Origin of the sequence: Actinomadura syzygii (assembly GCF_008085905.1) — a bacterium.
Taxonomy (GTDB): domain Bacteria; phylum Actinomycetota; class Actinomycetes; order Streptosporangiales; family Streptosporangiaceae; genus Spirillospora; species Spirillospora syzygii.
Genome location: NZ_VSFF01000005.1, coordinates 209,990 through 225,674 on the forward strand (window position 1 = coordinate 209,990; position 15,685 = coordinate 225,674).

Here is a 15,685-nt window from a genome sequence, read left to right on the forward strand (position 1 = left end):
GCTAGGACAGACGGTCCCAGCCTGAGGCCGGTCCGGGCCGCGGTGGATCACCGATGATTGGACGTATGGACATGGACCGCCGCGAACTGGCCGACTTCCTCCGCCGTTCCCGGGAGCGGCTGCGTCCGCGGGAGGTCGGCCTGACGGAGGGGCCCCGGCGGCGCACCCCGGGGCTGCGCCGGGAGGAGGTGTCGCAGCTCGCGGGCATGTCGGCGGACTACTACATGCGCCTTGAGCAGGCACGGAGCCCACAGCCCTCGACGCAGTTGCTGCGTTCGCTGGCCCGCGCGCTGCGGCTGACGGAGGACGAGCGCGACCACCTCTACGTCCTCGCCGGGCACCGTCCGCCCGCCGGGCCGTTCGCGGGGGAGCACGTCCGGCCGGGCCTGCTCTACCTGCTCGACCGGCTGGACGACACCCCGGCGACGATCATCGGGGACCTCGGGGACGTGCTGGCGCAGAACTCGATGTCCGAATTCCTTTTCGGCTGCGTCTGCACCGTCGAGCCCGTCGACCGGAACATCGTGTGGCGATGGTTCACCGACCCGTTCGTCAGGGAGGCGTACCCGGAGGCGGAGCACGAGCGCTACAGCCGTCTGCATGTCGCCGATCTACGCGCGGCGGTGGCGCGGCGGGGGAACGACGCGGTCGCGTCCGCCCTGGTCGGACGGCTGCACGAGGCGAGCGACGAGTTCACGCGGCTGTGGGAGCGGCACGAGGTCGCGGTGCGGCGCAGCAGTCGCATGAAGGTGCTGCACCCGGAGATCGGCGCGATGGAGTTCGACGCGGAGATCCTGCTGACCCCGGCTGAGGATCAGCGGTTGGTCGTCTTCACGCCGCCGCCGGGCAGTCCCACTGTTGAAGCGCTCGAACTGCTCGGCGTGATCGGTGCGGAGACCGTCCACCGGAGCCACGTCTAGGGGACCAGCCGCCAGAGGGTTGTGGTTTCGGCGGCGCGTGCCGAGTGGAGCGGGTCGTCGGGGTCGGTCGCGCGGGGGTGGCGCGGCTTGGCGTCGAGCGTGCCCGCGACCTTTAGGCCGGACTCATGGAACAGGGCGAGAAGGTCGTCCCGGGTGCGTAGACCCAGGTGCTCGGCCAGGTCGGACATGATGAGCCAACCTTCGCCGTCCGGTTCGAGGCGCTGCGGGAGGCCGGACAGGAAACCTCGGAGCATGCGTTCTTTCGCGTCGTAGACGGCGTGCTCTAGGGGCGAGGCCGGTTTGCCTGGGAGCCACGGCGGATTGCAGACGATGAGCCCCGCTTTCCCCTCGGGGAACAGGTCTGCTCGGACGACATCGACCCGCACTTGCAGGCGCTCGATGTTCTCTTGGGCGCAGGCAAGCGCGCGCGGGTCGTTGTCGGTGGCGACCACTCGGTCGATACCGCGACGGGCCAGGACTGCCGCGAGTACCCCTGTGCCCGTCCCAATGTCGAAGGCCGTGTCGGTGGACGGGATCGGTGCTTCGTTCACCAGGTCTACGTATTCGCCCCTGACCGGGGAGAAGACGCCATGGTGCGGGTGGATCCGGTCGCCGTCTAGGGCGGGGATCGGCACCCCTTTCCTACGCCATTCGTGCGCGCCGATGAGACCGAGCAGTTCGCGGAGGGACGTCACGTAGGGGCGGTCGTCCGGGCCGTACACCTCGGTGCAGGCTTCCTGTACGTCCGGGGCTCGGCGCAGGGGAATGGTGTGGCCCGGGTCGAACGGGATGAGCAGCATGCCCAGCGTCCGCGCGCGCTGGGCTCGTGCTTGCCGGAACAGATGAAATGCCTGCGCGCCGGTGGGTTCTTGCTTCTTGCGTTTCGGTGGACGGTCGATCCGGCGAGCCAACGCGGTGAGGAGCTGGCGCGCGTTCTGGAAGTCGCCCCGCCACAGCAGGGCCGTGCCCTCACAGGCCAGCCGGTAGGCGTCGTCCGCGCGCGTCTCGTCGTCGGCGACCACGACGCGGCGGGGCGGTGGGGCGCCGCCTTCCGACCGCCAGCGGACGCTCAGGTCCCGGCCGCCCTCCCGCCAGGAGATCTCGTCCACACCGAGTACCGTATCCGCGTGCGTCTACCTGGGCCATTGCATGCCGCGAACGAGGGTCTCGCCTTCCTCCTGGAGGTCGTGGCCATCGTCGCCCTTGCCTGGTGGGGGTTCTCCACTGGCGGGAACGTGTTGGTCAACGTCGTCCTGGGGGTTGGGGCACCGCTCGCGGCGATTCTGCTGTGGGGTACGTTCGCCGCACCCAAGGCCCGGTACAAGGTCGCGTTGCCGTTCGTGCTTATGGTCAAGGCCGTGGTGTTCGGTGCGGGAGCCCTTGCGCTGTACGGGGTTGACCGCCCCGGATGGGCGATCGCCTTCGCGGTGGTTGCTTTCGTTAACACCGCTTTGGCGACCGCCGACCGGGAGGCTCATTTCCGCGCCGAACGCGCCGAACGCACCGAACGTTAAGCGGACCCCGTCTGCTCTACGCGGGGACCTTGTCGAGAAAACCGTGCACGCGGTCGAAGCGGCCCTCGTCGTCGAACACCGCCACGTCGAAGCCGACCGCGATCGCCTCCCCGCCCTTCGGGGCGAGTTCCCAGGTAAAACGGGCCACATTGTGGTGGGCGTCCACGGCGCCCGCCGGACGGAACACGAGGCCCGGGAACTGCTGCTGCGCGGCACTGACGAAGGCGTCGATCGCGTCGCGTCCCTCGGCGACGCCGAGCGGGTCGACGTAGACGGCGCCGTCCGTCCACAGTTCGTCGATCGCGGCGCGGCGGGCAGCCGGGTCCTTCTCGTTCCAGATCGCCAGGTAGCGTTCCACTCGCTGCTGAACGTCGCTCATCTGATGACTCCTCATCCGATCGTCCGGGTCGGTCGGTTCGTCCCCCGGTGATCCCTACGTTGCCAACCCGGCGGCGGAAGATCGATTACCTGGGAGGTCATCACGCCGATGATCGTGCGGCGCCGGACGATGATGTCGGATTCCGGCTAGTGAACGTGCCTGACCATCGTCGATGCTGGAAGACATGCATGAGGACGCGGAAAGGTGCGTGCGGGCCGTCCAGGCGAAGGACGCCCGGTTCGACGGATGGTTCTTCACCGGCGTCGTCACCACGGGGATCTACTGCCGCCCTAGCTGCCCGGTCGTCGCCCCCAAGCCGGAGAACATGCGGTTCTACCCGAGTGCGGCCGCCGCGCAGCAGGCGGGTTTCCGCGCCTGCAAGCGGTGCCGACCCGACACCACGCCCGGCTCACCGGAATGGAACCATCGCGCGGATGTCGTCGCCCGCGCCATGCGGCTGATATCCGACGGTGTGGTCGACCGTGAGGGTGTCCCCGGCCTTGCCGGACGACTCGGGTACAGCACCCGCCAGATCGAACGGCAACTCAACGCCGAACTGGGCGCGGGGCCACTCGCCCTGGCTCGGGCCCAGCGTGCTCAGACGGCGCGTCTTCTCATCGAAACGACGACCCTTCCCATGGGGGACGTCGCGTTCGCGGCGGGGTTCGCCAGTATCCGGGCCTTCAACGAGACCGTCCGGGAAGTGTTCGCCCTAACGCCGAGTGGGTTGCGCGACCGCGTAGCCAAGGGGCACCCACCCGCCGGATCTGGCGCGCTTTCGTTGCGGCTCCCTTTCCGGGCGCCGCTCTGCCCCGACAACCTCTTCGGACACCTCGCCGCCACCGCCGTACCGGGTGTCGAGGAATGGCGGGACGGCGCCTACAGGCGCGCTATGCGCCTACCCCACGGGCATGGGATCGCCACCCTCCGGCCCCACCCGGACCACGTCGCCTGCACCCTGACGTTGAGCGACCTCCGCGACCTCACCATCGCCATCAGCCGCTGCCGCTGGATGCTCGACCTGGACGCCGACCCCATCGCCGTGGACGATCTGCTCCGCACGGACCCGGTTCTCGCCGCTCTGGTGGACAAGGCCCCTGGACGACGTGTCCCGCGAACCGTCGACGCACCCGAATTCGCCGTCCGCGCGGTATTGGGCCAGCAGGTCTCGACAGCCGCCGCCCGCACCCACGCGGGACGACTCGTCACCGCCTACGGCGACCCCATCACCGACGCGGGCGGAGGACTGACGCACCTGTTCCCGACCCCGTCCGCCCTGGCGGAACTCAATCCAGAGGACCTCGCGTTCCCGCAGACAAGGCGCAACACCCTCATGACCCTTGTCGACGCACTCGCGAGCGGCGAAATCGACCTCGGCGTGGGGAGCGACTGGGACGAAGCCCGCGCACGCCTTTCCGTCCTCCCAGGCATAGGCCCTTGGACGATCGAGACGATCGCGATGCGCGCCCTGGGGGACCCCGACGCATTCACGCCCACAGACCTCGGAATCAGGGCCGCCGCCAAGTCGCTCGACCTTCCCGCCACACCGGCCGCCCTCACCCGTCATGCTGCTCAATGGCGACCCTGGCGCGCCTATGCCGTCCAATACCTGTGGGCGACCGGTGACCATGCCATCAACCTGCTTCCCGCATCCTGAATCAGGAGGATTTCCGTTCATGGGATCGACGCGCGTCGTCCTGGACAGTCCCGTAGGAGACCTCACCTTGGTCGCCGTCGACGGTGGTCTGGCCGGGCTGTACATGGAGATGCAGCGGCACCGTCCGTCCGAGGAGATGTTGGGTGTGCCGGGGGATCCGAAGGATGAGCCCTTCGCGTCCGCCGCCGAACAGCTCTCCGCCTACTTCGCCGGTGACCTGACCGAGTTCGACCTACCGCTGAACCTTCTGGGGACGCCTTTCCAGCAGCAGGTGTGGACTGCGCTCCAGGAGATTCCTTATGGCGAGACCACGACTTATGGTCAGATCGCCGTCGACCTGGGGAAGCCGTCCGCGTCGCGGGCGGTCGGGCTCGCCAACGGGCGCAACCCGATCAGCTTGATCGTCCCGTGCCACCGGGTGGTCGGGGCGAACGGCGCCCTCACCGGATACGGCGGCGGCCTCGACCGCAAGCGCTACCTCCTCGACTTCGAGCGCAAGACCAGGACCACCGTCGACGCCCTCTTCTGAGGCGCGTCGGCAGGCGTCCGCGGCACGTCTGAGCTGGGTGTTCGGGAAATGTCGGAGGCCGGGGATACCGTGCGTGTCATGGCCGGTACCCCGGCCGGCACCACCGTCGCGGAGAGGCTGATCAAGTGGAGTTCCGAGTCGACCGGCAGACGCTCGCCGACGCCGTCGCGTGGGCTGCGCGGACGCTCCCGGCCCGCCCCGCGCTGCCCGTCCTCGCGGGCATGCTCATCGAGGTCACCGACCAGGGCGAGCTGACCCTCGCCGGGTTCGACTACGAGGTGTCCGCCCGCGCCAGGGAGGACGCCGACGTCGCCGAGCCGGGGCGCGCCCTCGTCCCCGGGCGGCTGCTCGCCGACATCGTGCGGAACCTCCCGCCGCACCCGGTCGAGGTCGTCACGAAGGGCTCGGAGGTCGTCGTCCGGTGCGGCCCGGCCGAGTTCGGCCTGCTCACCCTCCCCGTCGAGGACTACCCCACCCTCCCCGAGCCGCCCGCCGTCGCCGGGACGATCCCAGGCGACCTGTTCGCCACCGCCATCGCCCAGGTCACCCCCGCCGCCGGGCGCGACGACACCCTCCCGATGCTCACCGGCGTCCGGATCGACATCGACGGCGACACGATGTGGCTCGCCTGCACCGACCGCTACCGCATCGCCGCCCGCGAGCTGACCTGGTCGCCCGCCGAGGAGGGCTTCACCGCGGGCGTCGTCGTCCCGGCCCGCACCCTCGCCGACACCGCCAAGGCGATCCGGCGCGACTCCGCGGTCACGATCTCCCTCGGCGGCGCGGGCGACACCCTGATCGGCGTGTCCGGCGGCGGACGCAGCATGACCAGCCGCCTCCTCGACGACCAGTACATCAACTACCGGTCGCGGCTCACCGGCACGTGGACGTCGGTGGCCGAGGTGCAGGTCGCGCCGTTCGTCGAGACGATCAAGCGCGCGGCGCTCGTCACCGAGCGCGGCACGCCCGTCCGGCTCGCCTTCACCGCCGACGAGCTGCGCGTCAGCGCCGCGACCGGCGACTCCGCCCGCGCCAACGAGAGCCTTCCGGCGCAGCTCAGCGGCGACGACATCGACATCGCCTTCGCGCCCCAGTACCTGCTGGACGGCCTCGCCGGAATCGACACCGAGTACGCCCGCCTCGAATGCGCGAGCCCCACGAAGGCCGCGCTCCTCACCGGCATCCCCGACAAGAAGGACGACGAAGACGCCCCATCCGAAAGCGACACGGGGTTCCGCTACCTCGCCATGCCCGTCCGGCTGACGTCCTGACCCTCGCTCACAGGTCGAGGACGGCCAGGATGAACCGCACCTCGCCCTTACCCGCGTTGCCGTACGAATGGGGACGGTCGCCGACGAACACGGCCGCCGCCCCCTCCTCGACCAGGTCCGTCCGCCCGTCGACGCCGAGCGTCAGCGTGCCCTCCTGCACGAACACGATCTCCTTGGTGCCGGGGACGTGCGCGTCGCTCTCCCGCGTCTCCCCCGGCCGCAGCACCCACCGCCACAACTCCAGCGACGGCCGCGGATCCGACCCGGCGAGCAGCGTCCCCGTCCCGCCCCGCTCGCCCTCCCACAGGACGACGTGCCGCTCCGGCCGGAACATCCGCACCGGCGGCTCCTCCTCCACCTGCACGAGCCGCGTCAGCGGGACGCCCAGCGCGTCCGAGATCCGGATGAGCGTGCCGAGGTTCGGGTTCCCGCGCCCCTGCTCAAGCCCGACCAGCACGCCCTTGCTGACCCCGGCGCGCCCGGCGAGCTCGTCCAGGCTCCACCCGTGCCCGGCCCGCAACGCCCGAACGGTCCGCGCCACGGCCTCCCCGGTCGCCCCCTGCCCACCCACCCGAGCCTCCAACTCCACCCGAACCCCACCCGCCGCTCCCAGTCTTACGCATCCCCGCCCCACACCCCCACCGTCTACCCAGACCTCAACCCCAACCTCACCCGCCCTGGCTTCACGCGCTCGGGTGCGGCGGCTCGTTGCGTTGGGAAGCGGCGGCCTGCGGCGGTCGGTATGATGGTATTTGGGTTTCATTAAAGTGACCGTGGCGGAGGGTGCAGGGATGCTGGACCGGGTCGTGGTGGACGAGGCCGTACGGGAGATGCGGCCCGACTTCGCCGTGCTCGTCGTCGTCGCCGAGGGGCTCGTGAACGGGCCGGGCGACGAGGAGTCGGAGCGCTGGCTGGCGGACGCCGCCGGGCGGGCCGTCCCGGACGATCCGCACGTCGAGGCGTGGCGCGCGGCGTACCGGGCGTTCGGCGCGAAGCCGAAGCGGACCCGTCCCTCGGTGGAGGCGCTGCTCCGCCGCGCCGACGCGCTCCCGTCCGTCAACAGGGTCGTGGACGCCTACAACGCCGTCAGCGTCGAGTACGCCCTGCCGATCGGCGGCGAGGACCTCGACGCCTACCGCGGCGCGGCCCGCCTGGTCAGGGCCACCGGCGAGGAGCCGTTCGACGTGATCGCGGGCGGCGAGCCCGCGGTGGAGCACCCGGACCCGGGCGAGGTCGTCTGGCGCGACGACGCGGGCGTCACCTGCCGCCGCTGGAACTGGCGGCAGTGCGTCAGGACGCGCCTAACCGAGACCACGAAGAACGGGTTCTTCCTGCTGGAACGCCTTGAGCCGTACCCGGTCGACAGGCTCCTTGAGGCGGGCGACAAGCTCGCGGAAAGGCTCCGCGCCATCGCGCCGGACGTCCGGGTCGAGTCCCGGCTGATCGGCGGGCGGTGATGGTCACCGTCCTCGCGCTCAGCGCCGCGCTCGCCTACGGGGTGGCCGACTTCCTCGGCGGCGCCGTCGCCCGGAAGTCGACCGTGTTGAAGGCGCTGGTCTGGTGCGTCCCGGGCGGGCTCGTGGTCGTGCTCGTGGTCGCGTTGCTCGCCCCTGGCAACCCCGCGCTCGGCCCGATGGTCTGCGGCTTCGCGGGCGGTCTCTTCGGCGGGACGGGTCTGATCGCCTTCTACCGCGCCCTCGCCCGGGGGCCGATGAGCGTGGTGGCCCCGGTGTCCGCGCTGGCCGCCGCCGTCCTGCCGGTGGGCGTCGGGATCATGCGGGGCGAGCGACTGGACATGTCCGTCCTGCTCGGAGTGTTGCTGTGCCTCGTGGCTATCGGGCTGGTCAGCATGGAGGTAGGGAAAGGCGAACCGGAGGACGGGGATGTCGCCGTGGCGGCGGTGCCCTGCTGGCGGCGGCTGCTCGACTCCGGGCCGCTGATGGCGGCCGTGTCCGGCGCGTGCTTCGGGATCTTCTACGTGCTGCTGAAGACCGCCGGGGACGACGCCGGGCTCTGGCCGATCGTCGGCGCCCGCGTGGGCACGCTGTCCATCGTGGCGGTGGCGCTGCTGGCCGTCGTCCTGCGCGGCTCCGGCCTCGGCCCGCGCATGCCCGGCCGCACGATGATCGCGCTCGCGCTGCTCTCCGGCGTCCTCGACGCGGGCGCGAACGCGCTCTACTTCCTCGCCGCGCACCGGGGGATGCTCAGCCTCGCCGCCGTCCTGACGTCGCTCTACCCGGCGATCACCGTGCTGCTGGCCCGGATCGCCTACAGCGAACGGCTGCGCGTCGTCCAGCGGGTGGGGATGGCCGTCGCCGTCGCGGGCGTCGCCCTCGTAACGGTCGGCTGACCCCCAAGACGACGAAGGCCGCAACCCCTGTGCGGGGGTGCGGCCTTTCGGGCTGGGCGGTGGTGGTGGGATTCGAACCCACGGAAGGTTGCCCTTCACACGCTTTCGAGGCGTGCGCCCTCGTCCACTAGGCGACACCACCGCGGGAGAGCCTACCGGACGCGGCGGCGCGCGAAGAACTCGGTTAGGAGCGCGCCGCACTCGTCCGCCAGCACTTCGGCGACGACTTCGGGACGGTGGTTGAGCCGCCGGTCGCGGACGACGTCCCACAGCGATCCCACCGCGCCCGCCTTCGGGTCGACCGCGCCGTAGACGAGGCGGTCGATCCGCGCCTGGACGCACGCCCCGGCGCACATCGTGCACGGCTCCAGCGTGACGACCAGCGTGCATCCGGACAGGCGCCACGTTCCGAGGGCCTCCGCGGCCGCCCGCATCGCGATGATCTCCGCGTGCGCGGTCGGGTCGCCGCCGCGCTCCCGGTCGTTGTGCCCGGCGCCGACGATCGTGCCGGACGGGTCCAGGACGACGGCCCCCACCGGCACCTCCCCGGCGTCCAGCGCCTTCCGCGCCTCCCCGAGCGCCGACCGCATCACGCCCGCGAGCCCCGCGACCACGGCGTCCGCGCCCGCCATCACGGCGTCCGGCCCCGGCCCGCCGCCGTCGGGCAGGTCTGGTGCGGGGCGGAGGCGGGGGCGGGGGCGGGGTCAGTCACGGAGGCGGTCGAATTCTTCGCCGAAGCCCGCCTGTTCGGCCACGGCGAGCAGCGCGTCGCCGGGGAGGGCGCGTTCGCCGAGGTCGCTGACGCGCTCGGCGGCCAGGCCGAGGTCGTGGAGGAGGCCCGGGTCGCCGCCCGGGTCGCCGTCCGGGATCTCGCCGACGAGCTGCTGGAACAGGGCGCCGAGCCCGTCCTCGCGGACGGTGGAGACGTAGGCGCGCGGTTCGTCCTGGCCGTCCAGCCGGACGATCGCGAACCAGTCGTCGTCGGCCTCCGCGAGCAGCACCACCGGGTCGCCGTAGGACTCGACGGCCGCCTCCCGCATCAGGTCGGCGACGTCGTCGACGTGCTCGGCCTCGGCGAGCACGGCCTCGGCGCCGACCCAGCCCTGCGGGGTCCGCGCAAACACGGCGGCGAAATAGGACACGTGCCAATTGTGACCCAACGGGTACCGGAGACACACCCCTGACCCCCGCGACCCGGCGCGCTGCCGCCGGGAAACGGTCCTCGCGTCCGGATTTCGGGGACGCACCCCCGCCGGGACGTGTCAGGCGATGGCGTCCATGGCGCGCTCGAAGGCGGGGGCGAAGCCGATGCGGCCCGCGATGCTGAGGAGCATCTCGTCCGGATACAGCTCCAGGTCGCCGGAGATGGCGCCGAGCTCCATCTCGTCCAGGCCCAGGTCCGCGAAGATGGACATGTCGCCGACCGGGAGGACCTGGTCGAGCTCCTCGTCCTCCGGGATCGGGATGTCCAGATAGTCGAGGACCTGCCCGGCGAGCGGCCAGTCGACGGAGGCCGTGACGTCCGAGAGGAACACCATCACCTCGTCGCCCAGTAGGCGGATCGCGACGAAGAAGTCGTCGCCGACCGAGACCAGCCCGACCGTCCCGCCGAGGCTCGGCTGCTGGCGCAGGGCATGGATCAGCCCCGCGAGGTCCTCGGTCAGCGCCACCGGGAGGATCTCGGCCTCCCAGCCCTCGTCTTCCCGATACACCACGACGGCGAAGTCCGTCGCGTCGACATCCGTCATCTCCACCCCACCGGCACGTTTCCTGCCACGGCATGGTCCCAGATGCGGCGCGTGCTCGTACGCCCCACCGTCAAACTGGGCGCCGCACCGGCGCGTGAGGCGGGGAGTCAGCGCCACGAACCGGGGCCCAACGCCACGAATCCACCGTTCCCGGAACCCGCGTCACCGGGCTCAGTTGATGCGGAACGTGCGGCGGCGGAGCGCGGCGTGGATCCGCGCGCGGCGCGACCGGTGCGGGGTCACCCGGCGGCGCAGTTCGCGGGCCTCGGCCAGCTCGCGCAGGAAGATCGCGCGGCGGCGCAGCCGCTCGCGGACCTCCTCGGGAGTGATCTCGCGGACCTCCTCCGGGGCGATGCCGCCCTGCGGGCCTGGTCGCGTCGAGACGGCGGGAGCGGGAGCGGAGTCGTCGGGGAGTGCGGGGTCGTCGTCGGGGGCGGGCGTGCGCGTCGCGGCCGCGGGCGGGTCCGGCGCGGACTCGCGGGCCCGCGCAGCCCCTCCCGGCTGCTGATCGCTTTCGCTGTTCATACCGCCATACTGCCCAGCTCAGCGGTGTCCTATCCTATTTCACCGGGCTCTGGCCGATCTTCCGAGGTGGGCTACGGTGAGCGGATGCAGACCCTCGCCGTCGACCACCCCCTCGTCGCGCACAAGCTCACCACGCTGCGGGACGTCCGCACCGACTCCCCCACGTTCCGGCGGCTGGCGGACGAACTCGTCGCCCTCCTCGCCTACGAGGCGACCCGGGACGTCCGGGTCACCGGGGTCACCGTCCGGACGCCGCTCGTCGAGACGGCGGGCGTCCAGCTGGCGAGCCCGAAGCCGCTCGTGGTGCCGATCCTGCGCGCCGGGCTCGGGATGCTGGACGGCATGACGCGCCTGCTGCCCACCGCCGAGGTCGGCTTCCTCGGCATGGTCCGGGACGAGGGCACGCTGCAGGCCGAGACGTACGCGACCCGGCTCCCGGACGACCTGTCCGGACGGCAGTGCTACGTCCTCGACCCGATGCTCGCCACCGGCGGGACGCTCGCGGCCGCGATCCGGCTGCTGTTCGACCGCGGCGCCGATGACGTCACCGCCATCTGCCTGCTCGCCGCCCCGGAGGGGCTCAAGTACCTGGAGCAGACGTTCGCCGACCTCGACGCTCCGGTCCGGGTGGTGACGGCCGCGATCGACTCCCACCTCAACGAGCAGGGCTTCATCATGCCCGGTCTCGGGGACGCCGGAGACCGCCTGTACGGCGTCGTCTGAGCAAGCTCTGAGCGAGGTCCGAGCGAGGTCTGAGCGAGGTCTGAGGCCCGTCCCGCAGCGGGTTCTCGGGGCTGATCACGATCGGGACGCGGTCGTCTCCGGCGATGTTCGTTCCCGATGGCAAGGGGTACGTAGGGCCTACGGAACGCCACTGCGCGTTCCCCTCCGCCGTCCCGGCACAGGGGACCGTCAGGACCGGGCGGCGCGAGCGAGCTCGATCGAGGACACGTGATGGCTCACCAAGGGGAAGGCGACCTGCCGCGCTACGCGGAGATCGGGGAACGGCTGACCGAGGAGTTCGACGGGGTGCACGCCGCCGAGACGGTGGACCGCTGCGTCTCCGCCGCCCGGTACGGGGCCGAGGAAGTGATGGGGGCGGCGCCCGCCGACCTCGTGGAGCGGATCGCGCGGCGGCATCTGGAGGTGCTCGCCACGGTCGCGGCCGAGAAACGGCGCAGGACGCGCCGCTCGTCCCTCGACAACGCGCCCTGATCTCCGCTGGACGACGCGCACTGACCCCCCGATGACGCGCCTCGCCGCCGCCTCCGCGAGGGGCGACCGATCGCGGAGGCGACAGGTGTGTGGCCGCGGGAACGCGGGACTGCGCGTGCTTTGCCGGTCGTGGGCGCTGTGCGAGACTGATTCGGGGTCCGTGGGACGATGCTCCGGGAGGCAGCAGTGCCCGCCAAGAAGTACATCACGTGGGTCGCTGTGGCCTTCGTGGCGTTCTATGTGATCAGCCAGCCGGACGGCGCGGCTCGGTCCATGGAGAACGCCGCGAACGGTCTCGCGTTCGCCGCGGACTCCCTGGCCACCTTCGTCAACGGCATCGCCTGAGGTTCGGATGAGGCTCGTAACCCCCGGCGACTCCGCGCCGGCGTCGGTGAACAAGTACCTGCTCCCGCACGAGAACCAGGTCATCACGGTCCGCCGGCATCCGGCGACCCTGATGGTGCCGGTCGGCCTCGTGCTCGGCGGCCTGATCGTCGCGGGCGTGCTGAGCAACACGGTCAAGGAGGCCATGTCCTGGGTGTGGTGGGGCTGGCTGATCCTGCTCGGCTGGTTCGTCTGGCGGGTCGCGGAGTGGTCCGTCGACTACTTCGTGATCACCAACCAGCGGATGCTGTTGACCACCGGCCTGATCACCCGCAAGGTCGCGATGATGCCGCTGGCCAAGGTCACCGACATGAGCTTCAAGCGGACGATCGCGGGCCGCATGCTCGGCTACGGCGAGTTCGTCCTGGAGTCCGCCGGACAGGACCAGGCGCTCACCAACGTCGACTACCTCCCCTACCCGGAGCAGCTCTATCTCGAGGTCTGCGAGATGATCTTCCCGAACAAGAATCCCGCGCCCGAGGAGCCGCTGCCCCCGCCCCCGCCGCCGCGCCGCCCCCGGGAGCCCGTGGAACCGGTCGAGGGGGACGTCCCGAGCGCGTCCGGACCGGACGAGCAGGGCTAGCCCGACGGCGCGGCTTTCTGGTCAATTTCGGCGGATTGACGATCTTGCGGGTAGGGTCCGATAACGTCCAGGGGTGTGACATGCGTCGCGAGCGCGGGCGGTTCGTCCCGTCCGGCCCGGCGCGCCAGGGCGGAGCGGCGGGCGCGCGGGGGCTCGCAGAGCCCGCCCGGAAGCGCCGTTGTCCCGCCGCTTCATTACTCTCGATGTGCGATAACCCGCAATGTGCAATCATGTCGGCACCCCAGCCGCCTGTTTACTTCCGCTAAGTGAGTCCACATGCCGGGTCCAGGCAACGTCGGCGAACGTGTCCGCAACCTGCGGCTGACCAGACGCTTGTCGCAGGCACAGCTCGCCGGTCACGACCTTTCCGACAGCTACATCTCTTTGATCGAGTCGGGCAAGCGCACTCCGACGCCGACCGTGCTGCGCATGCTGGCCGAGCGCCTCGGCTGCACCCCGGAGTACCTCGCCGAGGGCGTCGAGCCGGAGCAGCGCGCCCACCTGGAGGTACGGGAGCGGCACGCGCACCTGGCACTGCTGCGCGGCGACCCGGTCACCGCCGAGTCCGGCTTCGACGAGGTGATCGCGCGCAGCGACGACCCCGATCTGACGTCCCGCGCCCGCTGGGGCCGCGCCCGCGCCCTGGAGGCGCTCGGCCGCACCGACCAGGCGATCGCGCTCTTCGAGGAGCTGCGCGAGCAGGCCGAACGCGATCCGGGACGGGCGAGCTGGCTGCCGCCGGTGATCGCGCTGGCGCGCTGCTACCACGCCGTCGGCGACCTCGGCCAGGCCATCGCGCTCGGTGAGCGCGCCATCGAGCGGCTGGGCCTGCTCAAGCTGAGCGTCGGCGAGGAGTACACCGAGGCGGGACGAATTCTGCTGCTCGCCTATGTGGACCGGTCCGAGCCCGCGCGCGCACACGAACTCGGCCGCCGCCTCCTGCACCCGCGGGACGTGCCGGACGTGCCGACCAGCGTCCACTACCAGCAGGCCAGCAAGCGCGCCCTCGACGAGGGGACGATCGGCGACGCCCTGTACCTCGCCGACCAGGCCCTCGCCGTGCGCAACGACGCGGCCCCGGCGCACGCCCGCGCCCGGCTGTCCCTGGCCGCGGCGAAGGCGCTGCTGAGGGGCGTCACGCCGTTCTCGGCCCCGGCTCCGTCCGGGACGGTGCCGGATGGTCCGAACGGGTTCGAGCGTCCCCGTCCCGAGGGTTCGCGCGAGGCCGCCCGGGAAGCCCTCGCCCTCTTGGACGACGCGACCGGTCTGGACGAGGCCGAGACCACCGAGAGCACCATCGCCAGAGCGCGCGCGCTGGTCCTCGTCGGCGAACTGGACGAGGCCATCCGTACGCTGGTGCAGTTCCTCGACACCGGCCTGGTGCTGGCCGCGCCGAAGGGCACGACGCCGGTGGCGCCCGAGCCCAGCGGTGACGTCGCCGCGCGGACGCAGAAGACCGTGCTGGCACGGCTCGTCCTCGCACGGGCGCGCGTCGCCCAGGGCGACCCGGCGGCGGCGCTGCTCGTGCTGCACGCCGCGTCCGAGCAACTGGGCACGCTGCACCCGGGGCGTCCCGCGGCGCACCTGTTCAGGGAGCTGGGGGAGCTGTTCGAGCTGGTCCAGGACGCGGAGAGCGCCGCGTTCTCCTACCGGCGGGCGCTGGAGGCGGCCGGGCTGCGGGCCGCGCGCCCGCAGGCCGCAAGCCGCGATCTCGGACGAGTCTGACCTTTTCCTCCTTCTAAGTCCGTTGCGGTGGGGGCGGAATAAACCCGGACCGATCAGCGTCTTATCATCCAGACGTAGGATGATTCGCTGACCGGAGGTAATCGTGACCTTGCGCACGGCCCGCCGCTCCTCGCTCGTCGACCAGGTGATCGAGCAGCTCAGGAGCGAGATCACGGGCGGCGGCTGGCCGGTCGGCGCGAAGATCCCGCCCGAGCCGGCGCTCGCGGAGGCCCTCGGCGTCGGGCGCAACACCGTCCGGGAGGCCGTCCGCGCGCTGACCCACGCCGGGCTCCTGGAGAGCCGGCAGGGCGACGGTACGTACGTGCGGGCGACGAGCGAGCTGTCCGGGGCCGTCCGGCGTCGGCTTGAGACGGCCGAGTTGGTCGAGATCCTCGAGGTTCGGCGCGGGTTCGAGGTGGAGGCCGCGCGGCTCGCCGCCGCGCGCCGCACCGAGGCCGACGTCGCCGCGATCGCGCTCGCCCTCGCCCGCCGCGACGCGGCCTGGGCGGCGGGCGACCACGACGCGTTCGTCGAGGCCGACCTCGCCTTCCACACCTCCGTCGTCGAGGCCACGCACAACCGCGTCCTGACCGACCTGTACCGCGACTTCAGCGCCGCGCTCCGCGCCAGCATCGGCGCGGCCGGGTCGCTGCTGGAGCACGCGGACGTCCCGCACGGCCCCATCGCCGCGGCCGTCGAGGCAGGCGACGCGGACGCCGCCACCCGGGCCGCGCACGCGTGTCTGGACCAGATCCTCGCCTCCGCCAAGTCCGGCCGGCCGGCGACGACCTCCTGACCCTCCAAGCCGCTGCCCGGCAGCTGCCGTCCGGCGCCCGCGCCCAATCGTTTGGGCCCAGGTCCGGCGGCCCGCGTCCCGGGCGTTCG

At 71.7% G+C, this 15,685-nt stretch carries 19 protein-coding genes, 1 tRNA gene and 1 pseudogene; 13 read left to right on the top strand and 8 right to left on the bottom strand.

The annotated features are described in order from the left end of the window. Window positions 1-65 precede the first annotated feature (65 nt). Window positions 66-920 carry a helix-turn-helix transcriptional regulator gene (locus FXF65_RS13555; protein ID WP_148350279.1) on the top strand — a complete coding sequence of 285 codons (855 nt, stop codon included), beginning with the start codon at window positions 66-68 and terminating at the stop codon, window positions 918-920. Here FXF65_RS13555 and FXF65_RS13560 read toward each other — a convergent pair. Next, window positions 917-2,029: a methyltransferase gene (locus tag FXF65_RS13560; protein ID WP_148350280.1), complete on the bottom strand. Its 1,113-nt coding sequence runs from the start codon at window positions 2,027-2,029 to the stop codon at window positions 917-919. The genes FXF65_RS13555 and FXF65_RS13560 overlap by 4 nt on opposite strands. A gap of 18 nt (window positions 2,030-2,047) precedes the next feature. Between FXF65_RS13560 and FXF65_RS13565 the strand changes: the two genes are divergently transcribed. Further along, window positions 2,048-2,434, top strand: coding sequence for a YrdB family protein (locus tag FXF65_RS13565; RefSeq protein WP_281288905.1), 387 nt, complete (start codon window positions 2,048-2,050; stop codon window positions 2,432-2,434). 16 nt (window positions 2,435-2,450) lie between these two features. On the opposite strand, the gene FXF65_RS13570 is transcribed toward FXF65_RS13565, so the two are convergent. After that, a complete protein-coding gene (locus tag FXF65_RS13570; RefSeq protein WP_148350282.1) occupies window positions 2,451-2,813 on the bottom strand; it encodes a nuclear transport factor 2 family protein in 363 nt (120 codons plus the stop codon). Between the two features lie 184 nt (window positions 2,814-2,997). On the opposite strand from FXF65_RS13570, the gene FXF65_RS13575 reads away from it, so the two are divergent. From FXF65_RS13575 to dnaN, 3 genes are all read left to right on the top strand, one after another. Then, a complete protein-coding gene (locus tag FXF65_RS13575) occupies window positions 2,998-4,470 on the top strand; it encodes a DNA-3-methyladenine glycosylase 2 family protein (protein WP_148350283.1) in 1,473 nt (490 codons plus the stop codon). A gap of 19 nt (window positions 4,471-4,489) precedes the next feature. After that, window positions 4,490-4,999, top strand: a complete 510-nt coding sequence (locus FXF65_RS13580; RefSeq protein WP_148350284.1) for a methylated-DNA--[protein]-cysteine S-methyltransferase — start codon at window positions 4,490-4,492, stop codon at window positions 4,997-4,999. Window positions 5,000-5,124: 125 nt separating this feature from the next. Continuing rightward, window positions 5,125-6,270: a DNA polymerase III subunit beta gene (gene dnaN / locus FXF65_RS13585; protein WP_148350285.1), complete on the top strand. Its 1,146-nt coding sequence runs from the start codon at window positions 5,125-5,127 to the stop codon at window positions 6,268-6,270. Between the two features lie 7 nt (window positions 6,271-6,277). Here the strand turns inward: dnaN and FXF65_RS45845 are convergent, their stop codons facing one another. After that, entirely contained in the window at window positions 6,278-6,841 is a 564-nt protein-coding gene (locus FXF65_RS45845) for a helix-turn-helix domain-containing protein (protein ID WP_281288906.1), read from the bottom strand. Between the two features lie 202 nt (window positions 6,842-7,043). Between FXF65_RS45845 and FXF65_RS13595 the strand changes: the two genes are divergently transcribed. Beyond that, on the top strand, window positions 7,044-7,727 hold the full coding sequence (locus tag FXF65_RS13595) for a B3/B4 domain-containing protein (protein WP_246198587.1): 684 nt from the start codon (window positions 7,044-7,046) through the stop codon (window positions 7,725-7,727). Then, window positions 7,727-8,620, top strand: a complete 894-nt coding sequence (locus tag FXF65_RS13600) for an EamA family transporter (RefSeq protein WP_148350613.1) — start codon at window positions 7,727-7,729, stop codon at window positions 8,618-8,620. The genes FXF65_RS13595 and FXF65_RS13600 overlap by 1 nt, the downstream gene beginning before the upstream one ends. A 57-nt stretch (window positions 8,621-8,677) precedes the next feature. Here the strand turns inward: FXF65_RS13600 and FXF65_RS13605 are convergent. The 5 genes from FXF65_RS13605 to FXF65_RS45270 form a co-directional block, all read right to left on the bottom strand. Further along, a tRNA-Ser gene (locus tag FXF65_RS13605) sits at window positions 8,678-8,762 on the bottom strand. Window positions 8,763-8,772: 10 nt separating this feature from the next. Continuing rightward, window positions 8,773-9,252, bottom strand: coding sequence for a tRNA adenosine(34) deaminase TadA (tadA, locus tag FXF65_RS13610; RefSeq protein WP_222868548.1), 480 nt, complete (start codon window positions 9,250-9,252; stop codon window positions 8,773-8,775). A gap of 72 nt (window positions 9,253-9,324) precedes the next feature. Continuing rightward, on the bottom strand, window positions 9,325-9,762 hold the full coding sequence (locus tag FXF65_RS13615) for a tRNA adenosine deaminase-associated protein (RefSeq protein ID WP_148350287.1): 438 nt from the start codon (window positions 9,760-9,762) through the stop codon (window positions 9,325-9,327). Window positions 9,763-9,882: 120 nt separating this feature from the next. Beyond that, window positions 9,883-10,368 (bottom strand): tRNA adenosine deaminase-associated protein, encoded by a 486-nt coding sequence (locus FXF65_RS13620; protein ID WP_067894295.1) that lies wholly within the window; start codon window positions 10,366-10,368, stop codon window positions 9,883-9,885. A 171-nt stretch (window positions 10,369-10,539) separates the two neighbouring features. Beyond that, the gene (locus tag FXF65_RS45270) at window positions 10,540-10,893 is read right to left on the bottom strand and encodes a hypothetical protein (protein ID WP_246198589.1); all 354 of its coding nucleotides are present in this window, start codon (window positions 10,891-10,893) and stop codon (window positions 10,540-10,542) included. Window positions 10,894-10,977: 84 nt separating this feature from the next. On the opposite strand from FXF65_RS45270, the gene upp reads away from it, so the two are divergent. The 6 genes and pseudogenes from upp to FXF65_RS13650 all read left to right on the top strand — a co-directional run bounded on the left by upp (window position 10,978) and on the right by FXF65_RS13650 (window position 15,596). Continuing rightward, complete coding sequence (gene upp / locus FXF65_RS13630; protein WP_148350288.1) at window positions 10,978-11,616, top strand: uracil phosphoribosyltransferase; 639 nt, start codon at window positions 10,978-10,980, stop codon at window positions 11,614-11,616. Window positions 11,617-11,847: 231 nt separating this feature from the next. Continuing rightward, window positions 11,848-12,108 (top strand): hypothetical protein, encoded by a 261-nt coding sequence (locus FXF65_RS13635; RefSeq protein ID WP_148350289.1) that lies wholly within the window; start codon window positions 11,848-11,850, stop codon window positions 12,106-12,108. Window positions 12,109-12,294: 186 nt separating this feature from the next. Further along, entirely contained in the window at window positions 12,295-12,453 is a 159-nt protein-coding gene (locus FXF65_RS43715) for a hypothetical protein (RefSeq protein ID WP_187412311.1), read from the top strand. Between the two features lie 7 nt (window positions 12,454-12,460). Further along, window positions 12,461-12,958, top strand: a pseudogene (locus FXF65_RS13640) (PH domain-containing protein); the annotation flags it as partial. A 393-nt stretch (window positions 12,959-13,351) separates the two neighbouring features. Further along, on the top strand, window positions 13,352-14,800 hold the full coding sequence (locus tag FXF65_RS13645) for a helix-turn-helix transcriptional regulator (protein WP_148350291.1): 1,449 nt from the start codon (window positions 13,352-13,354) through the stop codon (window positions 14,798-14,800). A 103-nt stretch (window positions 14,801-14,903) separates the two neighbouring features. Then, complete coding sequence (locus FXF65_RS13650; protein WP_148350292.1) at window positions 14,904-15,596, top strand: FadR/GntR family transcriptional regulator; 693 nt, start codon at window positions 14,904-14,906, stop codon at window positions 15,594-15,596. Window positions 15,597-15,685 lie beyond the last annotated feature (89 nt).